23 protein-coding genes are annotated in these 23708 nt (G+C 70.6%); 15 read left to right on the top strand and 8 right to left on the bottom strand.

Going from position 1 to position 23708, the window contains the following annotated elements:
• Window positions 1-245: 245 nt before the first annotated feature.
• Window positions 246-734 (bottom strand): DUF4188 domain-containing protein, encoded by a 489-nt coding sequence (locus IEY55_RS16280; protein WP_189058674.1) that lies wholly within the window; start codon window positions 732-734, stop codon window positions 246-248.
• A gap of 62 nt (window positions 735-796) precedes the next feature.
• Between IEY55_RS16280 and IEY55_RS16275 the strand changes: the two genes are divergently transcribed.
• A complete protein-coding gene (locus IEY55_RS16275) occupies window positions 797-1390 on the top strand; it encodes a TetR/AcrR family transcriptional regulator (protein ID WP_189058673.1) in 594 nt (197 codons plus the stop codon).
• Window positions 1391-1452: 62 nt separating this feature from the next.
• Here the strand turns inward: IEY55_RS16275 and IEY55_RS16270 are convergent, their stop codons facing one another.
• Together IEY55_RS16270 and upp are read right to left on the bottom strand one after the other, a co-directional pair.
• Window positions 1453-3405 (bottom strand): glycoside hydrolase family 18 chitinase, encoded by a 1953-nt coding sequence (locus tag IEY55_RS16270; protein ID WP_189058671.1) that lies wholly within the window; start codon window positions 3403-3405, stop codon window positions 1453-1455.
• 765 nt (window positions 3406-4170) lie between these two features.
• Entirely contained in the window at window positions 4171-4800 is a 630-nt protein-coding gene (upp, locus tag IEY55_RS16265) for a uracil phosphoribosyltransferase (protein ID WP_189058669.1), read from the bottom strand.
• A gap of 129 nt (window positions 4801-4929) precedes the next feature.
• On the opposite strand from upp, the gene deoC reads away from it, so the two are divergent.
• From deoC to IEY55_RS16250, 3 genes are all read left to right on the top strand, one after another.
• Complete coding sequence (gene deoC / locus IEY55_RS16260) at window positions 4930-5922, top strand: deoxyribose-phosphate aldolase (RefSeq protein WP_189058667.1); 993 nt, start codon at window positions 4930-4932, stop codon at window positions 5920-5922.
• Between the two features lie 94 nt (window positions 5923-6016).
• On the top strand, window positions 6017-7456 hold the full coding sequence (locus tag IEY55_RS16255; RefSeq protein WP_189058665.1) for an aldehyde dehydrogenase family protein: 1440 nt from the start codon (window positions 6017-6019) through the stop codon (window positions 7454-7456).
• On the top strand, window positions 7449-8318 hold the full coding sequence (locus IEY55_RS16250; protein WP_189058663.1) for an aldehyde dehydrogenase family protein: 870 nt from the start codon (window positions 7449-7451) through the stop codon (window positions 8316-8318). Before IEY55_RS16255 ends, IEY55_RS16250 begins: the two co-directional genes overlap by 8 nt.
• Window positions 8319-8439: 121 nt before the next feature.
• On the opposite strand, the gene IEY55_RS16245 is transcribed toward IEY55_RS16250, so the two are convergent.
• Complete coding sequence (locus IEY55_RS16245; RefSeq protein WP_189058661.1) at window positions 8440-9021, bottom strand: SMI1/KNR4 family protein; 582 nt, start codon at window positions 9019-9021, stop codon at window positions 8440-8442.
• A gap of 55 nt (window positions 9022-9076) precedes the next feature.
• On the opposite strand from IEY55_RS16245, the gene IEY55_RS16240 reads away from it, so the two are divergent.
• The 6 genes from IEY55_RS16240 (at window position 9077) to IEY55_RS16215 (ending at window position 13715) form a co-directional block, all read left to right on the top strand.
• Complete coding sequence (locus IEY55_RS16240) at window positions 9077-9502, top strand: hypothetical protein (RefSeq protein WP_189058659.1); 426 nt, start codon at window positions 9077-9079, stop codon at window positions 9500-9502.
• Window positions 9503-9527: 25 nt separating this feature from the next.
• On the top strand, window positions 9528-10655 hold the full coding sequence (locus tag IEY55_RS16235) for a C40 family peptidase (RefSeq protein WP_229686441.1): 1128 nt from the start codon (window positions 9528-9530) through the stop codon (window positions 10653-10655).
• A 16-nt stretch (window positions 10656-10671) separates the two neighbouring features.
• Window positions 10672-11130, top strand: coding sequence for a YbaB/EbfC family nucleoid-associated protein (locus IEY55_RS16230; RefSeq protein WP_189058657.1), 459 nt, complete (start codon window positions 10672-10674; stop codon window positions 11128-11130).
• A gap of 220 nt (window positions 11131-11350) precedes the next feature.
• On the top strand, window positions 11351-11845 hold the full coding sequence (locus IEY55_RS16225) for a YbaB/EbfC family nucleoid-associated protein (protein ID WP_189058655.1): 495 nt from the start codon (window positions 11351-11353) through the stop codon (window positions 11843-11845).
• A gap of 98 nt (window positions 11846-11943) precedes the next feature.
• A complete protein-coding gene (locus tag IEY55_RS16220; protein ID WP_189058653.1) occupies window positions 11944-13164 on the top strand; it encodes a SatS C-terminal domain-containing protein in 1221 nt (406 codons plus the stop codon).
• A gap of 242 nt (window positions 13165-13406) precedes the next feature.
• On the top strand, window positions 13407-13715 hold the full coding sequence (locus IEY55_RS16215) for a YbaB/EbfC family DNA-binding protein (protein ID WP_189058651.1): 309 nt from the start codon (window positions 13407-13409) through the stop codon (window positions 13713-13715).
• A 393-nt stretch (window positions 13716-14108) separates the two neighbouring features.
• Here the strand turns inward: IEY55_RS16215 and IEY55_RS16210 are convergent, their stop codons facing one another.
• The gene (locus tag IEY55_RS16210; RefSeq protein ID WP_189058649.1) at window positions 14109-15200 is read right to left on the bottom strand and encodes an adenosine deaminase; all 1092 of its coding nucleotides are present in this window, start codon (window positions 15198-15200) and stop codon (window positions 14109-14111) included.
• Between the two features lie 417 nt (window positions 15201-15617).
• Here IEY55_RS16210 and IEY55_RS16205 point away from each other — a divergent pair, with 417 nt between their 5' ends.
• The 5 genes from IEY55_RS16205 to IEY55_RS16185 all read left to right on the top strand — a co-directional run bounded on the left by IEY55_RS16205 (window position 15618) and on the right by IEY55_RS16185 (window position 20164).
• Window positions 15618-16814 (top strand): coiled-coil domain-containing protein, encoded by a 1197-nt coding sequence (locus IEY55_RS16205; RefSeq protein WP_189058711.1) that lies wholly within the window; start codon window positions 15618-15620, stop codon window positions 16812-16814.
• A 292-nt stretch (window positions 16815-17106) separates the two neighbouring features.
• The gene (locus IEY55_RS16200; RefSeq protein ID WP_189058647.1) at window positions 17107-17541 is read left to right on the top strand and encodes a hypothetical protein; all 435 of its coding nucleotides are present in this window, start codon (window positions 17107-17109) and stop codon (window positions 17539-17541) included.
• A gap of 27 nt (window positions 17542-17568) precedes the next feature.
• Entirely contained in the window at window positions 17569-18015 is a 447-nt protein-coding gene (locus IEY55_RS16195; RefSeq protein ID WP_189058645.1) for a hypothetical protein, read from the top strand.
• Window positions 18009-19139: a C40 family peptidase gene (locus tag IEY55_RS16190; protein ID WP_189058643.1), complete on the top strand. Its 1131-nt coding sequence runs from the start codon at window positions 18009-18011 to the stop codon at window positions 19137-19139. The genes IEY55_RS16195 and IEY55_RS16190 overlap by 7 nt, the downstream gene beginning before the upstream one ends.
• A 167-nt stretch (window positions 19140-19306) precedes the next feature.
• On the top strand, window positions 19307-20164 hold the full coding sequence (locus IEY55_RS16185; RefSeq protein ID WP_189058641.1) for a M23 family metallopeptidase: 858 nt from the start codon (window positions 19307-19309) through the stop codon (window positions 20162-20164).
• Window positions 20165-20326: 162 nt separating this feature from the next.
• Here the strand turns inward: IEY55_RS16185 and IEY55_RS16180 are convergent, their stop codons facing one another.
• From IEY55_RS16180 to IEY55_RS16170, 3 genes are all read right to left on the bottom strand, one after another.
• Window positions 20327-21223 carry an AfsR/SARP family transcriptional regulator gene (locus IEY55_RS16180; RefSeq protein WP_189058639.1) on the bottom strand — a complete coding sequence of 299 codons (897 nt, stop codon included), beginning with the start codon at window positions 21221-21223 and terminating at the stop codon, window positions 20327-20329.
• A 692-nt stretch (window positions 21224-21915) separates the two neighbouring features.
• Window positions 21916-23235, bottom strand: a complete 1320-nt coding sequence (locus IEY55_RS16175) for a thymidine phosphorylase (protein ID WP_189058637.1) — start codon at window positions 23233-23235, stop codon at window positions 21916-21918.
• Window positions 23236-23311: 76 nt separating this feature from the next.
• On the bottom strand, window positions 23312-23704 hold the full coding sequence (locus tag IEY55_RS16170) for a cytidine deaminase (protein ID WP_189058635.1): 393 nt from the start codon (window positions 23702-23704) through the stop codon (window positions 23312-23314).
• Between the last annotated feature and the right edge of the window lie 4 nt (window positions 23705-23708).

The raw sequence follows: 23708 nt of genomic DNA, 5'->3' as shown, positions 1-23708 counted from the left end.
GAGCACCAACAGCAAGGCACCGGCCGTGTCCCAGGCAGACGCAGCTTCACCCATGACGTGTTCCCCCTGCCCGTCAGGCACCACGTGGAATCGGCGCAGTTCATCGGCGTGGACGCAGATGGCCACTGATTCGGTGTTTTCACCGCAAGCTCCCATCCAGCACGGAACATCGCGAGTTCCCTCATGTGAGGACTTGCAGGCAAGGGGCAGAGCGGGCTGCTCCCGCACACGATCACGCCGCGGGGCTAGGATCCGTTGTCCGGCGCCACGGCGAGACGACGGCGTGCGGTGTTCCTCTCGGGAGTCACCGGCACCGGCGAGGTCGCCGCGGCTAGGCCGAAGGTGAGCATGTTGACGTAGACCGCCTCTGCCTTGCCCGGCCCCACCACGTAGGTCTCGTGCCAGATGCCCACGGAGCCGTCGTCCCCGATCCTGCGGTTGAACGCGCGCCAGGCCGGGGCGTGGGGCGCGTCCTGGTTCCCGGCGAACGCGATCAGCTGCTCGGCGCTGCGCCAGTAGGTCAGCACGAGGACCGTCCGGCCGAACCACACGTGCCAGCCGAGCAGCCCGGACTCCGGCGTCTGTTCCAGGTGCCGCAGCATCGGCGGCATCGCGTTGAAGGTCGGCAGCCACCGCCAGACCCGCCACAGCTGGTTGAACCGCATGCCGATGAGGAAGACGACCATCTCGTCGCTGCCGATGTCGGCCGTCCAACGCCCCTTGGCCACGCGCATCGTGCCCTCCCCAGATCATTTTCGAACGCTGTTATGAAACAGTGTTGCGATACGCTCGTCAAGTGCCACGACCGCGAACCCACGACGACGCGCTCCGGATCCGCCTGCTCGACCGCGCGGGCGAGCTGCTCTCCACCGGGGGCCCGGACGCGCTCAGCCTGCGCCGGCTGGCGGCCGAGGTGGGCACCTCGACCAGCGCGGTCTACTCGCTGTTCGGTGGCAAGCCGGGCCTGGTGGCCGCGCTGCACCGGGAGGCGTTCCGCCGGTTCGGTGCCCGGCTCGCCGCGGTCACGCCGTCCGACGACCCGGCCGACGACATCGTCCGGCTCGGTCGCGCCTACCGGACGAGCGCGCTGGCGGACCCGCATCTGTACCAGGTGATGTTCGGCCGACCCATCCCCGACTTCACCCCGGACGAACAGGCCTGCCGCGAGGCGGACGCGACCTTCGAGCCCCTGCTGGACGCGGCCCGGCGCGGGGTGCGCGACGGCAGCCTCGTCGACGAGCCACCCGAGCAGATCGCACTGGCCTGCTGGGGGGTCGTGCACGGTCTCGTGATGCTGGAGCTGAACGGCAACGTGCCCGACGACGTTGACTTCGCGACCACCTACCACCGCGCGCTGCAGGCCGGTGTCGACGGCTGGCGGCGGCGCTGACACGACGACGAAACATCAGTGGCCCCGGGCGTAGCCGGGGCCACTGCGTAACCTTAACTGTCCTATCGGGACAGTCCGTTGTGGATCGCGCTCATGAGCTCACCGTTCGCGGTGTCTCCGTCGAGCGACCAGATCATCGCGCCGCCCAGTCCCTTGCTCTTGATGTAGCTGGTCTTGCGAGTCAGCTCTGTCGGGTCGTCGAAGGTCCAGAAGGTCGAGCCGTCGAAGAGCCACGCGTGCCCGGCGATCGTGTCCCGGTACACGGTGTAGCCCCGCCCGACCAGGTTCTTCAACCGCTTGTAGTCCTCGTACCCGTCCTCCCAACGGCCGGGCGCCGGCCCGGACGCGGGCTGGAACAGGCCGTCGTTGACGTTCGGAACACCGGTCCAGCCCCGACCGTAGAAGGGCACACCCAGCACCAGCTCGTCCTTGGGCGCACCCTTGTCGACATACGTGCTGATCGCCTTGTCCACGCTGAACCGCCGCTCCGGCTCCGACGGGTCGCCCTCGGGGACGTAGAGCGCGGACTGGTGGTTGGTGATCTTCTCCCACGCGCCGTGCAGGTCGTAGCCCTGCACCGTGGCGAAGTCGAGGTAGGAGAAGATCTTCGGCACCTCGAACCCGGCCTCGATCTTGGCGGGGTCGGCCGGCAGGAACGCGGTCAACTCGTACTTCCTGCCGACCTCCGCGCCGTAGGCGTCGAGCTGACGTCGGAACTCCGCCAGCAGGAGGGTGAAGTTCTGCCTGTCCTCGGGGCGGACGATGTTGCCGGCGTTGCCCTCCGAGCCCGGCCACTCCCAGTCGATGTCGATCCCGTCGAACACGCCGGCCGCCGAACCCGGACCGCCCTGCGGCTCGCCGCCGATGCGGGGCAGGTTTCCCTTGATGAACAGGTCGATGCAGCTGGCCACGAACGCCTTGCGCGAGGCGTCGGTCAACGCCGCATTGGAGAAGTACTTCGACCACGTCCACCCGCCGAGGGAGAAGTTGACCTTCAGGTGCGGGTGCTTGGCCTTCAGCTTCTTGAGCTGGTTGAAGTTCCCGGCCAGTGGCTGGTCGTACCGGTCGGCGACACCGTCGACCGTCTGCCCGGCGCTGAACCGGCGCTGGTAGTCAGCCCATGCATCGCCGACGCCCTGCTGGTTCGCCTCGAAACACCTGCCGTCGGCGGAAACGTTGCCGAACGCGTAGTTGATGTGGGTCAGCTTCGCCGCGGTGCCCGAGGTGTCGATGTTCTTCACGAAGTAGCCGCGGTCGTAGATCCCCCATTGCGTGAAGTAGCCGACTTTGCGCTGCCCACCTGGTCCGGGACCCGGGTCACCGTTGCCCTCGGTGGTGCTGGCGGTAACGGGACTGCTTGCCGGCGAGGTGTTTCCTGCCGCGTCGCGGGCCTTGACCGTGAAGGTGTAGGAGGTTCCGGCCGCCAGGCCGGTGACGGTGAACGAGGTCTGGGAAGTCGTGCCCGCCTTGGTGTCGCCGCGGAGGACGTCGTAGGCGGTGACACCGATGTTGTCGCTTGCCGCGTCCCAGGCCAGTGTGATGCTGTTCGACGTCGCACCGGTGTTGCGTAGGTTGGCCGGCGCGGTCGGGGATTCGGTGTCCGGCGTGCCGGAGGAACCGTCGCATGGCCGGCCGTTGACGGTGCAGTCGCCGGGGTCGGCGTAGGTGCCCGAGTAGGCGACCCCGAATCCGAAGCTGACCTGGGCGCCGCTGGCCACGGCACCGTTCCAGGAAGCGTTCCGGACGGTCACCTGCTGACCGGAGACGGTGTAGGTGGCGTCCCAGAGCGAGGAGATCCGGTGGCCGCTAGGCAGGGTGAACTCGACGGTCCAGCCGTCGATCGCGGTGGGTGAGCCGTTCTTGATGGTGTAGCGGGCCTCGTAGCCCGTCCCCCAGTCACTGGTCTTGGTAAAGGTGGCGGTGAGACCGTCGCCGGCGTGTGCCGGGGCGGTCAGGCCCAGCGCGACGAGCAGCGTCGCGAGCGCGACGGGTAACTGCCATCGACAACGAGGCATGGGTTCTCCTTCGGTGCAGGGGATGCCGGGAGCCCGATCCCGGCGTGAGAGGGAATCTGTGCCGCAGGCCACAGCCCCGTCAAGGTCTAGACCATTTGGTCACCCGGCCCGCCCACACCGATAGTCGGGCCCGGGCGCGAAGCTGCCCGGGGCCGGACAGGCTGGGATTCCGCCGCGCTTCGGGGGAGTGTCCCGTAGGGCAAACGGAAGTTCGGTGCGAAGGCGGCGCATTGAGCGGCAGCGCCGAGCTGTGCCGGCTCGTGCGCCTCCGCATGGGCCGGATCCCGGCGTGGATTGCGCACTCGAACGCCCCGCCACTGTGATGCGAGCAGCCCGGCACCAAGGGGCCACGCCCGGCCACGGAAACAGTGGGGCAGCAAGGGAAAGGAAGAGCCTCGGGAAGACCCGCCGCCGCCGTGTGCCTTCCCGAGGCTCTTCGCAGCGTGTTCCGAACCGGGACCAAGGTCAAGGTCTAGACCAGCGAACGCACCCGTTCGGCCGCATTCCACCTGGCCATAGCCGTCACGGCCGATAAGCGGGCGACTCCGCTCGGTCACGTGGCGGTCACGGGAGGGCCACGTAGACGCGCCTCCGCGGACGGGACTCGACCGTGCGAGGGCAAGACCTCACCTGTGCCGGGTTCCCGTTGCGGCGACGGCGACGATCTTCCTGGGCGGCCCGGCACTCGGTGCGATCTGCTGGACCAGAGCAGATCACCAGACAGGGCGTTCTTGGCGATCCATTCCAGCCGGCAGTCGGGTCCGGCTACTTACCCGGCTCGCCATACTGCCGGTCGCCCGCGTCGCCAAGGCCCGGCACGATGAACCCGGAGTCGTTGAGTCGCTCGTCGACACTGGCCGTGACCACCCGCACCGGCAGCCCGGACTCCTCCAGCCGCCGCAGGCCCTCCGGCGCGGCCAGCGCCACGACCGCCGTCACGTCGGTGGCACCCCGCTCCACCAGCAGGTTGATCGTGTACGCCAGGGAGCCGCCGGTGGCCAGCATCGGGTCCAGCACCAATACCGGCCGGCCCGACAGGTCGTTCGGCAACGCCGCCAGGTACGGGGTCGGCTGCAGCGTTTCCTCGTTCCGCGCGAGTCCCACGAAGCCCATCTGCGCGTCCGGGATCAGCTTGTGCGCCTGGTCGGCCATGCCCAGCCCGGCCCGCAGCACCGGCACCAGCAGCGGCGGGTTGGCCAGTCGGTAGCCGTCGGTGCGGGCCACCGGGGTGTGGACGCGCTCGACCGCGACCGGTGCCTCCCGCGTGGCCTCGTAGATGAGCATCATCGTCAGCTCCTGCAGCGCGGCGCGGAACGCCGCCGAGTCGGTGCGGGCGTCCCGCATGGTCGTCAGCCGCGCGCGGGCCAGCGGGTGGTCAACGAGGAGCACGTCCATGGCCGAAGACGGTAACCGCCACCGTGCCCCGGTGGTGCCGGCCCCTGGTCACTCCGCGTCGTCGGCGCAGCTGGGACGTACCCCTGCCGGGGGCGGATACGGGCAGGCAGACGGCATAGACTCACCGTTATGGGTGTCCCGTCTACAACGGTGTCGACGGTGGCGGACGGCGCGGGTCCCGCGCTGCCCGCCTCCCTGGCCGACACCATCCGAGATGACGCCGCGTTGCGACGCTTCCTGCACGGCCTACCCGGCGTCGACCAGGTGGGGCTGGAGCAGCGGGTCGCCGGCCTCGCGACGCGCAGCATCAAGAAGGCCGCCAAGCTGTGGGCGATCGACACGGCGATCCGCATGGTCGACCTGACCACCCTGGAGGGTGCGGACACCCCGGGCAAGGTGCGCTCGCTGTGTGCGAAGGCGCGCCGGCCAGACCCGGAGCGGCCGGAGGTGCCGCAGGTCGCGGCGGTGTGCGTCTACCCGGACCTGGTCGAGGTGGCCGTCGCCGAGCTGGCCGGCACCAACATCGGCATCGCCAGCGTGGCCACCGCCTTCCCGTCCGGCCGGGCCTCCCGCGGGGTGAAGCTCGCCGACACCCGGTACGCGGTGGCGGCCGGCGCGACCGAGGTCGACATGGTGATCGACCGGGGCGCGTTCCTGTCCGGCCGCTACGGCGAGGTGTTCGACGAGATCGTCGCGGTCAGGCAGGCGTGTGGTGAAGCGCACCTGAAGGTCATCCTGGAAACCGGTGAGCTGGCCACCTACGACAACGTGCGGCGCGCCTCGTGGCTGGCGTTGCTGGCCGGCGCGGACTTCATCAAGACTTCCACCGGCAAGGTGTCGCCGGCCGCGACGCTGCCGGTCACGCACCTGATGCTGCAGGCGGTCCGCGACTGGCGGGAGCAGACCGGCCAGGTCCGCGGGGTCAAGCCGGCCGGCGGTATCCGCACCACCAAGGACGCGATCCGCTACCTGGTCGCGGTGCACGAGGTGGCCGGCCCGGCGTGGCTGCACCCGGACCGGTTCCGGTTCGGCGCCTCAAGCCTGCTCAACGACCTGCTCATGCAGCGACGCACCCAGCTCGAGGGCCACTACAGCGGCCCGGACTACGTGACGGTGGACTGACGTGGGAACCAGTGGAACCAGCGAGGGAACCGGCGGCCGGACCGGCGCCACCACGCAGCAGTCCCCCACAGCGCCCGTTTCGGAGGCGGAATCGATGACCGACAACGTCTGGGAGTACGCCCCGGCGCCGGAGTCGCGCGAGATCGCGAACCTCAAGCCGAACTACCGCATGTTCGTCGGCGGCGAGTTCGTCGACGGCACCGGCGAGCCGTTGAAGTCGGTGAACCCGGCGACCGAGGAGGTGCTTGCCGAGGTCGCCACCGCGGCTCCGTCCGATGTGGATCGTGCGGTCGCGGCGGCGCGCAAGGCATACGACGAGTTGTGGGGCCGGATGCCGGGCGCCGAGCGGGCCAAGTACCTGTTCCGGATCGCGCGGCTGATCCAGGAGCGCAGCCGTGAGCTGGCGGTGCTGGAGTCGCTGGACAACGGCAAGCCCATCAAGGAGTCCCGCGACGTCGACATTCCCACCGCCGCGGCGCACTTCTTCCACCACGCGGGCTGGGCGGACAAGCTGGCCTACGCCGGCTACGGGCCGGAGCCGCGACCGGTGGGCGTCGCGGGCCAGGTGATCCCCTGGAACTTCCCGTTGCTGATGGCGGCGTGGAAGATCGCGCCGGCACTGGCGTGCGGTAACACCCTGGTGCTCAAGCCGGCCGAGACCACGCCGCTGACCGCCCTGGTGCTGGCCGAGATCCTCCAGCAGGCCGAGTTGCCACCGGGCGTGGTCAACATCCTGCCCGGTGCCGGGGATGTCGGCGCCCAGCTGGTGCAGCACTCCGGCATCGACAAGGTCGCGTTCACCGGTTCCACCGAGGTGGGCAAGGAGATCCAGCGCTCGCTGGCCGGCACCGGCAAGCGGTTGACGCTGGAGCTGGGTGGCAAGGCCGCGAACGTGGTGTTCGACGATGCTCCGCTGGACCAGGCGGTCGAGGGCATCGTCAACGGCATCTTCTTCAACCAGGGGCACGTCTGCTGCGCCGGTTCGCGGCTGCTGGTGCAGGAGTCGGTTGCCGACGAGTTGCTGGAGAAGCTCCGGTACCGGGTGTCCACGCTGCGGCTGGGCGACCCGCTGGACAAGAACACCGACGTCGGCGCCATCAACTCCAAGGCGCAGCTGGAGAAGATCCGCGAGCTGACCGCCTCCGGAGACGCCGAGGGTGCCGAGCGGTGGACCAGCCCGTGTCCGGTGCCGGAGAAGGGTTTCTTCTTCGCCCCAACCGTGTTCTCCAACGTGCACCAGGCGATGCGTATCGCCCGTGAGGAGATTTTCGGCCCGGTGCTGTCGGTGCTGACGTTCCGCACGCCGACCGAGGCGGTGACCAAGGCCAACAACACGCCGTACGGGCTGTCCGCCGGGGTCTGGACGGAGAAGGGCTCCCGGATCTTCTGGCTGGCCGAGCGCATGCGGGCCGGCGTGGTGTGGGCCAACACGTTCAACCGTTTCGACCCCAGCGCGCCGTTCGGCGGCTACCAGGAGTCGGGCTTCGGCCGCGAGGGTGGCCGCGCCGGTCTGGAGGCTTACCTCGATGTCTGACACTCGTCTTGCCGTCGCCAAGACCTACAAGCTCTTCGTCGGCGGGGCGTTTCCGCGCTCGGAGTCCGGCCGCTCGTATCCGGTGACCGACAGGAAGGGACGCTTCTTGGCCAACGCCGCACAGGCCTCCCGCAAGGATGTCCGGGAGGCGGTGGCCGCCGCCCGCAAGGCGTTCGCCCCGTGGTCCGGTGCCACCGCCCACAACCGGGGACAGGTGCTGTACCGGGTGGCGGAGATGCTGGAGGCGCGGCGCGAGGAGTTCGTCGCGGAAGTGACCGCGGCCGAGGGGATTCCGGCCAAACGGGCGCAGGTCGCGGTCGACGCCGCCATTGACCGTTGGGTCTGGTACGCGGGGTGGACCGACAAGGTGGCGACCGTCCTCGGTGCCGCGAACCCCGTCTCCGGGCCGTACTTCTGCTTCAGCGTCCCGGAGCCGACGGGGGTGGTGGGCGTGCTCGCGCCGCAGTCGTCGGCGTTGCTCGGCCTGGTCAGCGTGGTCGCGCCGGTGATCGCCACCGGCAACACCTGCGTGGTGCTGGCCAGCGAGGAGCGGCCGCTGCCGGCGATCACGCTGGCCGAGGTGCTGGCCACCTCGGACGTGCCGGGCGGTGTCGTCAACGTGCTCACCGGGCGGACCGCCGAGCTGGCACCGTGGCTGGCGTCGCACTCCGACGTCAACGCGCTCGACCTCGCCGGCGCGCCCGGGGAACTGCGCGCGGATCTGGAGCGTTCCGCCGCGGACACGGTCAAGCGCGTCCTGCGCGCGCCCGTCACCGAGCCGGACTGGGCGCGCCAGCCCGACATCTCCCGGCTGCGCGCCTTCCTGGAGACCAAGACCGTCTGGCACCCGACGGGTATCTGAATCGCACTCCGCCCGCGAACCGCCCGGGCCGACTCATCGGCCCGGGCGGTTCGCTTCCGCGGATCGTTCGCGGGCGGATTTCCTTGACAGGGAAAGCTTCTTACGCTCTATCGAGCGCTCTTCAGTGGATGCGCCAGTCGAGGCGGCCGTCCCACGTGACGTGGGGGTCGCAGTGCCCGACCCGGGTACCGGAGGCCAACGCCTCGCCCACCTCGTCGAGCATCGCCGCCAGGCTCGACCACTCCGGCTTGAGCACCTGGCACACCTCGTTGTCCCACTCCAGGACACAACCACGGGCCATCCCCGGACGCAGGTCCACCACCAGGTCGTCCCCGCAGCCGTCGAAGGCGATCGGCACCCACGAGGGGTGGTAGCTGAAACCGGGGGCACCGGCCTCCGGCTCGCAGTCCGGCTCCTCCCACCTGCCGTGCCACGCCTTGCGCCTGCCGCGCCAGGAGTCCAGTGCGCCCAGGGCGGAGTAAGGGGTGTAGAACGGCGGGAACAGCTCGGCGAAAACACCGTCCTCGGTGCCGTCGCACGCCTGCCACCACTCGCGCACGTCGCCCGGCAGCCGCTCCCCGAGCTCCCGCTCCAACGCGTCGATGTCGCCGTCGGCCGCTCCCGGCCGGATCACCTCGTACGTCGCCGGTGCGTGCTCGGCGAGCCACCCGAGCAGGTGGGCCCAGCCCTCGGTCACGCCCATGGGATCATGATTCCAGCTCCACAGGTGTCCGCGCTGCCGCCAAGACGGCGGTGGCGTGCGCGCCATCCGGGGGAAGTCGGCCACGCCGGACGGTGGTGTCGGGCAGGCTGGGGACGGCGACGGGTTCCAGGGCACACTGCGCACACTCGTGGAGGTGGAGATGGGGGGACACGGCTTCCGCGTCGAGGAGGAAGCACTCCGGTCCTATGCCGGGTCGGTACCCGGGATCGCGGACGATCTCGGCAAGATCGGGTCTACTTTGGACACTCCGGCCACGCTCGGCGACGACTGCTTCTCCCGGCTGGGCCACGAGGTCGGGCTGGCCGAGGCGTTCCGGCGCGCCGCACGGGCCAGCCGGGACGGCGTGACCGCGGCGGCCCGTGGCCTGGGTGGCCTGGCCGGTGCGGTCGGCGACGCGCTCGCCGGCTACCAGCGCCAGGACCAGGAAACGGCCGCCGCACTGCGGCGGGCCGGCCGCTGAGCGGGCGAGCGCGAGGGGGCAGCGAATGGGCTTCGACATCACCGGTCTGGTCGAGGGGCTGGTGGGACCGATGCGGGACCACCTGGCCAAACTAGACGGCGACACCGGAAGTGCCGGTGCAGCGGGTGAGGCGTTGGGTCGCGCCGCAACCGCCTTACGGGATCTCAGGGGGCAACACACGGGCAGCGCCAATGCCGCTCTCAATGGCTGGTACGGCGAGAAGGCCACCGAGTTCCACGACCGGATCGGGACGTTCGACGGTGTGATGGACAGGCTGGCGAGCAACTGCGCCACGATGCAGACGGTCGCCGGCACCGCCCTGGATGCGGTCTCCGGTGGCCGCAGTTCCATCCAGAAACTGATTGACGAGTACGTCGGCTGGGTGTCGGCGTTCCTGCAGGCGGCCGTGGCGAGCAGTGGCGCCAACGACCCGGGCGCGGTATTGCGCGCTTGCGGCGTGGCGAAGATCGTTGCCGACGAGTACGCGAGCCGCACCGCGGGGGAACTGCAGAAGGTGCGCGACCAGCTCATCCCCTTGGTGGCGCGGCTCAACGCCTTGCAGCCGAGGGAACCCGTGGCGCTGGACGGGTTGGGCGGCGCGATTGGTGCGAATCCCGAGGGAAACAACGCACACGGCGGTACCTCCTCGGCGACTTCGCCCGGTGGCCACCCGACGTCCGGGGGCGAGCAGACCGGTGGTGGAGCCACGGGGGTCCGACCCGACCTGCCGATGGCGGTTCCGCCGCAGCCCGGCAGCGGCGTCGAGATCAGCCTCCCCGGCGGGGTGGTCGTGGAGGCGCCGAACGAGGTTGCCGCGGCCGCCGTCCGCAATGCGTTATCCGCGTTGGGAACCCCGTACGTCTGGGGCGGTTCCAACCCGCCGCAGGGAACCGACTGCAGCGGCCTCACCAAGTGGGCGTACGGCAACGCGGGCCTGGAGCTTCCCCGGCTGGCACAGGAACAGACGGTGGGCGCCCGGGTGCCCTCGGCCGACCAGCTGCTGCCGGGCGACCTCCTCGTGTGGAGCGGGCACGTGGCCATGTACGTCGGCAACGGCCAGTTGATCGAGGCCGGAGACCCGGTCCAGATCGGACCGGTCCGGACGACCAACGCCGGTCAGGCGTTGCTCGGATTCTTCCGCCCGACCGGATGAAGGCGAGGAACCAGCGGTGAGCGAGGAGTGGGACCGCCAGACCCCACCCGCCGTCGACCCGGCGGTGCGGCGGGCCGGGAACACCAGCACGGACCCCGGAACGGGGCGGGTCGCGGATCAGGTGGCACGAACCCAGTACCGGGTCGCCGAACAACTGGCGCGGACCGGCCCGGTGACCGGGCACGCGTCCTCCGCGGACGGCGCGGTGAGCGTGGTGGTCTCCCCCGGCGGGATGCTGCGCAGTGTCAGGCTCACCCCGGCCGCGCTGCACATGGGGCCGGACGCGCTGGCCAAGGAGGTCGTCGAGCTGGCCGGCCGCGCGACCCGCAACGCCGCCGCCCGGCTGCACGCCGCCCTGCGCGGCGTGCTCGACCAGGCCAGCGTACGCAACCTGGAGGAACTGGGGATCCGCCCGTACTCCGAGCCCGACTCCGATTCCGACGGCTACGACCCGTTCTCCCGGAGGGGGTTTTGACGCCCCACCCCGCGGGACATTCCTGGCCCGTGTGGCGGCCGGGTGGGCGCGCCGTTCCTGCGGCGCGCACCCGCCGGGTCGCCGAGGTCGGGGATCCGTGGGTTCGCCGACCTCGGAGGCGTACTCGACAATTCCGGCCGGAGCGCCTCGTCGTGGCGGCCTCCGCGCCGGAATCGGCCCCTTCCCGGCCCGCCGGTCGGGGCATCCGATGGGAGTTGGAGTGAACGAGGCCGGACCGAGTAGTGATGACCTGATCGCCGCCGCCGAGGAGCGACGGCGGGCCAGCGAGCGGCTGACGCAGACCTTGGACAAGATCACCGGCACCGCCAAGAGCCCGGACGGCAGCGTGGTGGCCACCGCCACGGCCCGGGGTGAGCTGTGCGGGTTGCACCTGGAGCCGGCCGCGTTGCGGCTCGGACCGCAACGGCTCGGCGAGCTGGTCGCGCAGACCGCGCAGCAGGCCGCCCGGGACGCGCTGCAGCGCTGCTACAACGCGCTCGCCCCGGTGCTCGGCGACCACATGACGTTACTGGTCGAGCAGCTCGCCGGGCCGGCGCCGGCTCGGGTGGACGGCTGGGACGTCGCCTCGACGATGCGGCCGCCGCTGGTGGCCGGTCGGGGCCGCCCACGCCCGGCGCAAGAAGAGACCGGGCCCCACGCCGTGGCGGAGGAGACCGGCGTGTTCAACCCCGCCACGCTGCCCTCGGACCGCTGACCCCGCCTCCGACAGGTCACACGCCCGGGCCCGGCGCCGCGCCGCACCCCGGATGGGTAGGCTGCCCGAGCAGGTGATCTGGCCAGGAGGTGCGGCAAGTGGCGCAGGACATCGTCCCGATCGAGCTCGGCCTGACCGAGGGCGACCTGGTCACGCTGTGGGCGCCGCGGTGGCGCGAGGAAGGCGAGGAATGGGAGGCGTTCCTCGGGGATTCCGAGTCCCTGTTCGCGTTTCCGGACGAGGCGCACCTGGCCGCGTTCGTGCGCACCGTGCCCGAGCATGACCTGGCCGACCACCCGGCCTGGCACGTGGTGCCGCAGCTGTCGGTCGAGGAGCTGATCCCGGCCGAGGACCACCGCTTCGACCTGGTCGGGGTGATGGAGCTGGTGGCCGAGGAGCCCGACACCTGGACGCTGGCCGAGCTGGCCGGCACGGTGGCGATGGTCCGGTCGCTGGCCGATGTCTGCGATCTTGCGGTCGTGCCCGAGGTGCTGGCCTCCTCGGCCGCGTTCGAGCTGCTCGACCGGGGCACGCTGCCGTTCTCCGGTCGCGACGGGCAGAAGCTGTGGAACGAGCTGGCCAAGGTCGTCGCCGAGCGGTGGGACGAGGTCCTCGACGCGATCGAGGGCGTGATCCGGACCCCCGAGGTGGACGCCCCGGCCCTGGCCACCGCCCAGGAGGAGCTGGCCGAGCTGGAGGAGGCGGTCGAGGACACCGAGCCGGCCACCGAGGAACCCGCCGAGCCCGAGGAGGTCGAGGAGGAGCCGACCGGCTTCTGGGCCGAGGTGGGCATCGACCCGATCCGGATCATCACCAGCCAGGGCGAGTTCTACACGCTGCGCTGTTACCTCGACGAGGAGCCGCTGTTCCTGGGGCGCAACGGCCGGATCGACGTGTTCGGCTCGGCCCGCGCGCTGGCCCGCCACCTCGCGGAGCCGGCCGCCGAGCACGACCTGCGGGAGGTGGCCACCTGGGACGACGTGCTCGCCAGGGCGACCGCCGGCGAGCTGGACGTCGAGGTGGACCAGGACAACACCTACGTGCTGACGGGCCTGGCCGACGACCTCGCCGAGGGGCCGGACGCCATCGACCCGACCCAGCTGGACCTGGCCGTGGAGCTGCTCACCGACGCCGGCCGGTGGGCCGGGGACGACACGGTGGAGCAGGCGCTGGTGCCCTCGGAGCGGCTGGGCTGGCTGATCTCGTTCGTGGTGCGCCCGGACCCGACCCGGCTCGCGCCCAGCGCCCCCTTCGACGAGGAGGTCGCCTCGTGGCGGGAGCTGGTGACCGCGTTCGAGGAGCGGCTCACCCTGCACTGACCCGCCCGTCCGCCCCCGTCTTCCTCCGGCCGGCCATGCATCGCCCGGTCGGGCCGGTGTCCCGACTCGCCCCGGTCCGGCAAGATCCGAGTGCGAAGGGGATTCGCATAGGGGGCGATCATGCGCAGCACGGCGAGAGCGCGACCCCACGGCCACCCCCGCGGGACGGGGGGTCGACGTCGGGAGGTTGACCGGTGGTCCACCGGGGGGCGACGGGGTGACCGAGCCACGAGCGGGCGCCGGTGACCGCGGTACCGGGCGGGGACGAGCTGGGGCGCCGGCTCGCCGCCGTACGGGGCCGCGCGCGGAATGTCGACGGGTCCGTGCAGGTCGCGGCCACCGTGCACGGCGCGATCGCGGAGCTGCGCCTGGACGAGCGGGCGCTGGCGATGGGTGCGGAGCGGCTGGGTGCGGAAATCGTGCGGTTGGCCGCGCAGGCGTCGGTGTCGGCGATGCGTGAGGAGCTGGCCGAGCTCGCGCACGAGCTCGGCGCGGACCGCGCGGCCGAGTTGATCGACGCGTTGGACCCCGAGGACGACCGCCGCGGGTGACGGAAGTGCGCCGGGACCGGTGCGGCAACGCGCAGGCGGGTTCTGGCAAGGACGCACCACCAGCGGGACGCCCCACCACGTCGACGATCACGGGGCCCGTCACGACCCTCGCGGGCGGCGGGATGACATGGTGGCGGTGCCGGACAGCGTGGGACATGGGTCGCGCGCGGCCGAGCCGGTGATGACACTCGCCGAAGGCGAGGACTCGGATCTGATGGGTGTTGCCGATCCTGTCCTTCCCGACCACCGACCTCCCGCCACGAGGAACTGTGGTCCATGGCCTGCGGCCGCAGAACCTGCGCGTGGCGACGTCAGCCCCGTCCGCACGGACACCCGCGGCCGCCGGAGCCATCGCCGGTCGGCTGCGGGTGCCCGTTGGCGAGCGGTCAGGACTCAGTCGGCCTTCAGCTTCGCGTAGGCCGGCCTGATCACGTCGTCGATGATCTGGCGACGCTGGTCGTAGTCCACGAACGCCGCCTCCATCGCGTCGACGGTGAAGCGCTCCAGATCCGTCCAGTCGTAACCGAAGGTCTCCGCCAGCGTGGCCGTCTCGGTGCTGGGCATGCAGTGGCTCATCAGCCGGTTGTCCGTGTTCACGGTGACCCGGAAGCCAAGCTTGGCCAGGGGTCCGAACGGGTGGTCGGCAACCGTCTTCGCGATGCCGGTCTGCAGGTTCGAGGCGGGGCAGAGCTCCAGCGGGATTCGACGGTCGCGGACGTAGGCGGCCAGCCGCCCGAGCTCCGCCGTGCCGTCCTCGGCAAAGGTGATGTCCTCGATGATGCGGGCGCCGTGGCCGAGGCGCTCGGCCCCGCACCGCTGCACGGCCTCCCAGATGGACGCCGGCCCGAACGCCTCGCCCGCGTGGATGGTGAAGTGCACGTTGTTGTCGCGGAGGTACTGGAAGGCGTCCAGCATCCGGGTGGGTGGGAACCCGTCCTCCGGTCCGGCGATGTCGAAGCCGACCACACCGGTGTCCCGGTGCCGGACCACCAGCTCGGCGATCTCCCGGCCGCGGTCGTTCTGCCGCATCGCGCACAGCAGCGTGCCGACCCGGATCCGGTACCCGGCCGCGGCGGCGCGCTTCTCTCCCAGCCGGAAGCCCTCCTGCACGGCGGTGACGATCTCGTCGAGCCCGAGACCGCGCTCGGTGAACAGCTCGGGCGCGTACTTCACCTCGGCGTAGACCACGCCGTCGGCGGCGAGGTCCTCGGCGGCCTCGGCGGCCACCCGGACGATGGCGTCGCGGGTCTGCAGGACCCCGACGGTGTGGCCGAACGTCTCCAGGTATCGCACCAGTGAGCCGGAGTCGGCGGCGTCGGCGAACCAGGTGCCGAGGTCGTCGGCGTCGTGTGTGGGGAGGTCGCGATAGCCGCACTCGCGCGCCAGCTCGATCACGGTTTGCGGGCGCAGGCCGCCGTCAAGGTGGTCGTGCAACAACACCTTGGGCGCGCGGCGAATGTTCTCCAGGGTCACCGGGGTCGACATGGCGTCACGCTATCGCGGGGCTTCGGCGTGTTCGGCCTGGGTTGACCGGGACCACAGTGGATAAGATGATCAACTTGATCGACGCGTTACACGGGGAGGGAAAACCACCCCGACGGGCGGAGAGCCGGTCCGTCGTGCCGGTTTTCCGCTACGGGGTGCAATGACATAACCGAAGATTTTGTCACCTGATTGGAGATGCAGCCGGGTACTGAGTCACCGCATCAAGATCAATATTCCGCGTCGGCCGCCCGGAGCGCCACCCAAATAGCGCAATGGGGGCCAGATGTCGCCCCGACGCGCCGGGGGCCATGGGATCCACCCCGGATCAGTGGTTAGGCTCCCGGAGGTCTCCCCTCCCCTCGGAAGGTCTTACCCGCCGTGAACGAGAACAACCACGCAGCGTTGTCGTTCGACCGGATGCGCAGCATGCTGACTCGGGCCGCGGAGATCCGCGAGAGCGAGCAGCAGCAGATCTTCGACGCGCTGGACGAGATCCACGCCCGCCTGTCCCCGCTGGAGTCGCTCGGCTCGGTGCGCAAGCGCCTGTCGGAGCTGCCCGACCGCACCGAGGTGAGCGTGCTCGCCGAGCGGCTGGACGAGGCACTTGCCAAGTTGGAGGCCCAGGACGGTGCCATCACCGCGCTCGGTCGCGCGGTGGACGGCCTGGTGGACAAGCTCGCCAAGCCCTTCGCCCAGCTGGATGGCCGGCTGGACGGGGTCGCCGGCCGGTTCGACGGAGTCGCCGGCCGGATGGACGGTCTGGAGGACCGGCTGGCTCACATCCACAAGCGACTGGACGACATCAACGGACGCTTCGACAAGACCGACGTCCGGCTCGACGGGCTGCCCGGCGCCGTGCACGGCCCGGTGCGGGACCGCCTGGAAGCGTTGGAGACGACGCTGCGGGGCCGGGTCGACGAGGTCGACGAGGGCGTGCACGAGCACCTGGACGGCACGCGGGAGGCCGTGCAGCGCTCGCTCACCGAGGCAGCCGAGGCGCTGCAGCGGCACACCAGCGAGGCGGCGGAGCTGTTGCGCCGGCACGTCGGCGAGTCCACCGACGGGGTGCAGCGTTCCCTCAGCGAGTCGGTGGAGGCCGTGCAGCGCACCGTCGACCAGGCATCGGACACCCTGCACACCTCGCTCGCCGAGACCCGCGAGTCGGTGTACGGCAAGCTCGACGACCTCGACGCCAACCGGCTGGACTCGCTGGCGCAGCGGCTGGCGCAGCTCACCGACCGGCTCCACCAGGTGGCGGCGCGGCTGGACGCGGTCGAGGACGGGGTCGGCTCCCAGATCGGCGAGCTGGCCGGCACCGTGCAGCAGGGTCTGACCAGGATCGACGGCTCGCTGTCGGACCGCCCGGACGAGGCGTCGCTGGTGTCGTTGGTGCGCAAGGCCAACGAGGAGTCCGAGCGGCGGCAGGCCGGGCAGCTCGACGAGGCCATGGCCACGTTCGCCGAGCTGATCCTGGGCGGTGGGGCACCCGCGGCCCCGCCGGTGCCGGCTTCCCTCCCCCGCCCGCAACGCCGTGCCAGCCGCGGCAAGTCCGCGAAGCGAGACACCGACAAGAACATCGACGACGTGCCCGATATCAACGCAGAAAGTGCCTGATCCGGCCGGGAGACACGGGTGGGGCGGTCCCTTCGGGGGCCGCCCCGTTCGTTTCGTTCGGGGCGTAACGGGTTTTTGCGTGCGCCCCGCCGTGTCGCGACGCCGGGCACACGGCCGCCCCCATATCGCGCCTCAGCAGCGGCTTTACCGACGCCTAGGCGATTTCTAACCCCTCCCGCACAGGATGCAAAGCGTGGGTCGGACCGAACGGACATTCCGGTCGGTCGGCGGCGGGCCCGAAGCGGGCCGTAGCGAGGACCCACGGTTTGCGTCCTGTGGAGGAGAGAACCCCATGTCCATCGGCACGATCGCGCGTCGCGCGGCCATCTTCGTCGGCGCCACCGCCCTCGCCCTCGGCGGCACCCTGGCGCTGGCAGCCCCGGCCAGCGCCGAGACGAACCCGTACTGCTCCAGCGTCACCAAGATCGGGTCGACCGCCTACGTGACGCACAACGGCCAGAAGATCGCCTCGGTGAAGCAGTTCAAGGGCTGCGGCAAGAACTGGGCCTACGTCTACGTCTGGGAGAGCTACCGCAAGACCCACAAGAGCTGGGAGACCTGCGCGTCGATCGCCGTCGGCAAGACGCTGCAGGACCTGCGGTGCATCAGCAACAAGGCCGAGAACTGGTCCGCCGGCGCCAACACGCTGAACAAGTGCACGGTCGCGCTCGGGTCGGTGCCGAGCCAGTCCGGCCAGAAGTACGGCAAGACCAGCGAGCGCTGCTGACGGCTCGCTCCAGACAGGAATTGAGCCATGTCCAGCAGGACATTCCTCCGTCGGCTGAGCTCGGTGGCGGGGGGCGTCGCGGTCGCCTCGGCACTGGGGGTGGCGGTCGCGACGCCCGCCAGCGCCGCCGAGACCAACCCGCGTTGCGCGAGCTCCGTCCAGATCGGAGACACCGGCTACCTCAAGGGCCCCGGTGGCACGACGGTCGCCTCAGTCAAGCAGTTCAAGGGCTGCGGCAAGAACTACGCCTACATCTACCTGTGGAAGGCGTACCAGGGCAAGGGCCTGCGTCCCTGTGCCGCGGTCGGGATCGGTCGGGACAAGGCGAAGGCCCGGACCGCCGGGAACTACTGCGCGCCGGCCGGTGCCCGGGAGGTGTGGTCGTACGGCACGAACACGCTCTCCCAGTGCACGTTCGCGATCGGCTGGGTTCGTGGTGAGCCCGTCGAGGGTCATTCGGAGGTCCGATGCTGAAGCGCAACAACCCCACCGTCGTGCGTCGTGTGGTCGCCGGCCTGGCCGCACTGGCCTGTGTGGGCACGGGCTTGGCGGCCGGGGCCGCGACGGCGAGCGCAGCGACGAAGTCGTTCCCGGTAACGACCACTTTGGACGGCCGGACCGTCAAGGACCCCAAGGTCCCGGTCGGGAAGCAGCGGATCGCGGACATGTATCAGACCGGCGGCAAGGTCACGCTCGTCTGCCAGGAGCGGGGGCCGAGCTACGGCGGCAGCGACATCTGGGACCTGACCACCGACGGCATGTGGATTCCGGACGGCTACGTCAGGACCGGTTCCACGGGCATGGTGATGCCCGAGTGCTCGATCCCCAAGTCCTTCCCGGCGAAGACCGACCTCAACGGGCGCAGGAACAAGGGTGATGCCGCCAACGCCCCGGGCTCGGTGGTCGACAAGTACAGGGCCGGCAAGCCGGTGAAGGTGGTCTGCCAGGCGCTCGCCGGCGGCGCGATCTGGGACCGCACCACCGACAAGCTGTGGGTTCCCGACAAGTACGTCAAGACCGGGGTCGACGGCTTCGTCCAGGGATTGCCGCGCTGCGACACCGACGGTGCACACGCCGGCGACGGGACCCGGGACCACGGCCGCAACAACGGTCCGGCGGGCCCGACGACCGGAACCCGGCAGCAGAAGATCGACCGGGTCATCGCGGCGGCGAGGTCGCAGATGGGTCGCGGCCTGACCTACGCGTGGGGTGGGGGTGGCAAGGGTGGGCCGTCCTACGGCATCCACCATTACCCGGACGGTGACCCGTCCAAGGGCGATGACTACAACCGGTACGGCTTCGACTGCTCCGGGCTGACGCTCTACGCGTTCTGGAAGGGCGCCGGGATCGACATCGGCGCCAACACCACCCAGCAGTACAAGAAGAAGTATTTCGTTCCGCTCAGCGACCTGCAGCGCGGTGACCTGATCTTCTGGGGCAAGGGCGACAACCCGAACACCACCACGCACGTCGCGATCTACCTGGGCGGCGACAAGATCCTCGAGGCCGCTCCGCCGCGGGACTCCAACAGCGTGCACATCCGGTCCTTCTACGAGAAGGACAAGTGGACGGCGCACGCGGTCCGCTACATCCGCTGAGACGTCGGGCGGGGGGACCCGCCCGCCAGTGCTGTGCATCTGCGGGACACCCGCGCCCGGTCGGCCCCCGCGAACTCCAGCGCCGTTCAAACCTCGGTGATCGTTCGCGGAAGCCTCCAAAAAGTTGGTCCCGGTACTCCACCGGTGACCGTGAGGGGAGAAATGAGATGAAGCTGAAGGGGCTCGTTGCCGCAGGCATCGGCCTGCTGGTGAGTGTCGGCGGCATGACGGCCGGGGCGGGTGAGGCCCAGGCGGCGCCGACCTTCCAGATGCCGTTCCCGTGCGGGCAGACCTGGGAGGGGCAGACCCGGACCAACCACAGCCCGGCGAACTCCGTCGACTTCAACCGCGCCAACGACAACGGCGACCCGGTCGTCGCGTCGGCGGCCGGCAAGGTCAGCCGGGTGGCGAACACCGGCAGCACCAGCTACGGCCGGTGGATCGAGATCGACCACGGTGGCGGCTGGACGACCCGCTACGCGCACCTGTCGTCGCAGAAGGTGTCGGTGGGCCAGCGCGTGTCGCAGGGGCAGGCCATCGGCAACGTCGGCAGCACGGGTGGTTCGACCGGCCCGCACCTGCACTTCGAGGAGCGGTACAACGGCTCCGCCGTGAAGATCAAGTTCAACGGCAGCCAGATCAGGTACTGGGGCACCGCCAACTACACCAGCAAGAACTGCGGTGGCGGTGACAGCAAGAACCCCTACACCGCCGAGCAGGCGTGTGGTGACGGCTACAAGGTCGTCGACTCCCAGGGTCTGGGTAGCGAGGGCCGTGTCTACCTGCTGTACAACAAGGGCAACGGCTACAACTGCGTTGTGTCGATGAAGCACACCGCGATCGGCAAGAAGACCGCGGCCTCGGCCTTCCTCGAGGTCAAGGGTGAGAAGCGGGTGACCGACTCCGGTTCGTTCAGCTACTATGCCGGCCCGGTGAAGAAGAAGGCCCCCGGCAAGTGCGTGAAGTGGGGCGGCTCGGTGGGCTCCAAGTCCTACACGAGCCCGTTCGAGCACTGCGGTTCCTGAGTCCCTCCCCCCTTGACTCGGTCCGCAGTAGGGTTGGCCCCGGCCGTGAACGGCCGGGGCCGATCCGTTTTTCGGGTGCGTGACGTGGTTCGGTTGTGCCAGCTCGATCGTGTCAGCGTGCTCGGGCGTCCTGGCCGCTGTTCGGCCCGCCGACGCCGGATGCTAACGCTGGCACGCCGCGCAGACGACGGTCTGATACGGCGTCAGGGTGAGCCGGGCGGGTTCGAGGTTGGCGGGGAGCTTGCGCGGGAGCCGCATCGGCCACTGCTTCGTGGCGGTGATGGTCGCCAGGGTGTTGGCGGGTGCCGACGGGAGGTCGCCGGTGAGGATTGCGGTGTGCAGCTCCCGCAGTTCCAGGCCCGGGTCGAGGCCCAGTTCGTCGGCGAGTTGCCGCTTGCCCTCGGCGAAGACGGCGAGGGCGTCGGCTTGGCGGCCGGAGTGGTGCAGGGCGAGCATGAGCTGGCCGCGCAGGCGTTCCCGCAGTGGTTGCTCGGCGACCAGGGCCATCAGTTCGGGGACCAGGTCGCGGTGGCGCCCCGCGCGCAGGTCAGCGTCGATGCGGTGTTCCAGGGCCGTCAACCGCTCCTCCTCGAGCGCGGCGCAGAGCCGCTGGCCGCGACAGGTGTTGCCGAGGTCCGGGGCGGGGGTGCCGCGCCAGAGGTCGAGGGCCTGGCGCAGCAGGTCCGCGGTGACCGCGGGGTCGGTGGGCCGGATCGTGGCCGTCGTGGCCCGGCGGACGAGGTCGCGGAACTCGTACAGGTCGAGCGAGCCGGGCGGGATCTGGAGCCGGTAGCCCTGCCGGGAGCCGGTGATCGTGACCCCGGGGGCGTCGGCGAGCAGGTGGCGCAGCTGGGAGACATAGACCTGGACGGCCTTGCGTCCGGTGGCCGGGGGCTCGTCCTCCCACAGGGCGGACAGCAGGGCCGGAACCCCGACGAGCTGGCCGGCGTTGAGCAGCAGGGTGGTCAGGACGCGCCGTTGCTGCGGGGCTGAGATCGGGCGCACCTCGGTGGGGGTGCGCAGCTCCAACGGACCGAGCACACCAAACCGCCAGTTCATGGTCCCCCTTGGACGTCGTGCCGATGGCGACGTGAGGGGACGCTAAGCGGGCCGCGACGGGCCGCGTGGGCGATGGCCGGCCGGCTGTTTGTGCGCCAATGTCTTCGCAGGTCAGCGATTTGTCCACCGACGGAGAACAGCCATTTGCACACCGGGACCGGAGGCCCGGCGACACGCGGCCCCGCCTGAACAGGCCCGGTGAAGGGCAACGACGTTCTGGGCGATCGGTTACTCGCTGCGTTCCGCGGCAGGGCGCCTGGGGGAACGAAGGGCGCTCGCGAGCACGCCTTTCCCGAACACAATCGCAAACCGCAAGCGCGGTTGGTCAACGCGGCAGCCGCCGGCAGTGCCCCGCCGCAGCGCCAGTCCCGCCGCAGTGAACTGCACTTGCCGTCCGCACCCGACGTGACCGGGCTGGTCGACGGCGTCCTCGGTGCAAACCACGTTTGCCATCCGCAGCTCGCGCGGCTCACCGCCCGCCGGACCCGCGCACACACCGATCACACCCGCGAACCGCACTTGAGGTCGGAAGTCCCAGCCCACCGACCGTCCTTCGGCCCTGGCTCGGGTGGCAGTGGTGCCCCCGCCCGTCTCCCCGTTGCGAACCGCACCTTCGGTCGGCACGAGCGCGAGGCCGGCCCGTGGGCGCGGTGCGTCGCGCACGGGCCGGCCTCGGTCAGGTACTGCCGGCCTCAGCGGACCTTGCCGCGGAGGACGTCCATGACCAACGGTGTGCGGGCGGGAGCCTCGTCAGCGATCTCCATCTGCCGGGCCAGGGCCGCGAGCGCGGCCGGGACCGCATCCGGCGTGTCGGTGTGCAGCTCCAGCAGCGGTTGCCCGGCGGCCACGCGCTCCCCGGGCTTCGCCAGGCACAGCACCCCGGCCGCGTGCTGGACCGCCTCTTCCTTCCGCGTCCGGCCGGCACCGAGCCGCCAGGCCGCGACACCCACCGCGTACGCGTCCAGCGTGGTGAGCACCCCGTCCCGCTCCGCCTCGACCACGTGCACGTGCCGGGCGCGCGGCAGCGGCGCCTCCGGGTCCCCGCCCTGCGCCCGAATCATCCGGCACCAGGTCTCGTAGGCCGCGCCCGAGCCCAGCACCTCACCCGGGTCCACATCGGGCAGTCCGGCGAGCGCCAGCATCTCGCGGGCGAGCGCGACGGTCAGCTCCACCACGTCGGCCGGACCGTCACCGCGCAGCACCTGCACGGCCTCGGCCACCTCGACCGCGTTGCCGACCGCATGCCCCAACGGCACCGACATGTCCGTGAGCAGCGCGGTCACCTTGAGCTCGTGCTCGTCACCGATCCCCACCAGGGCCTCGGCCAGCCGCCGAGCCTCGTTCACCGTCTTCATGAAGGCGCCCGACCCGGCCTTCACGTCCAGCACCAACGCGTCCGCGCCCTCGGCGATCTTCTTACTCATGATCGAGCTGGCGATCAGTGGCACCGACTCGACAGTGCTCGTCACGTCACGCAGCGCGTAGAGCTTGCGGTCGGCCGGGGCGAGCCCCTCGGTCGCCGCGCAAACCACCGCGCCAACGTCCCGCAGCTGGCGGGAAATCTCCTCGACCGACAGGTGTGCTCGCCAACCCGGGATCGACTCCAGCTTGTCCAGCGTCCCGCCGGTGTGGCCGAGCCCCCGCCCGGACAGCTGCGGCACCGCCGCCCCGCACGTGGCGACCAGCGGTGCGAGCGGCAACGTGATCTTGTCACCAACACCGCCCGTCGAGTGCTTGTCGACGGTTGGCCGGTCCACACCGCCCAGTTCCAAGTGCACGCCGGACTCCACCATCGCCCGCGTCCAGCGCGCTATCTCGGCCCGGTTCATCCCGTTGAGGTAGATCGCCATCGCCAACGCGGACATCTGCTCGTCCGCGACAGCGCCACGCGTGTAGGCGTCGATGACCCAGTCGATCTGTGCCGGCGTCAGGACCTGCCCGTCCCGCTTCGCGCGGATGACGTCCACGGCAGTGATGGCACGGCCCACGGGGGGAGCCGCCTCGCTGCTCATCGTTGAGCACTCCTCGGCGTTGTCGGATGTATCAGTCCGAAATGTATTACGCGCTGGGAAACCGGACGCGACCGGTTCAGGGCAGATCGTCGGGGCCGAACGCGTCCGGCAGTACCTCGCGCATCGACCTGGGGCCGCCGGGGGTGTCCACCAGGCAGTCCGGGCCACCCAGCTCGAAGAGGATCTGGCGACAACGTCCACACGGCATGAGCAGCTCGCCGTCCCCGCCGCGGACCGCCACCGCGACCAGCCGGCCGCCACCGGTCATTCGCAGCTGCCCCACCATCGTGCACTCGGCGCACAGCGCCATCCCGTAGGAGGCGTTCTCGATGTTGCAGCCGGCGACCAGCCGCCCGTCGTCGGCGAGACCGGCGGCTCCCACGCGCAGTCCGGAGTACGGCGAGTAGGCGTGGTCGGCTGCCTCGGCGGCGGCCGACCGCAACGCCTCCCAGTCCACTGTGGACGACATTGGG

This window comes from Longimycelium tulufanense (assembly GCF_014645795.1).
Classification (GTDB): domain Bacteria; phylum Actinomycetota; class Actinomycetes; order Mycobacteriales; family Pseudonocardiaceae; genus Longimycelium; species Longimycelium tulufanense.
Note: the sequence above shows the minus strand (reverse complement) of the source record. Positions and strands in the feature narration are given on the sequence as shown.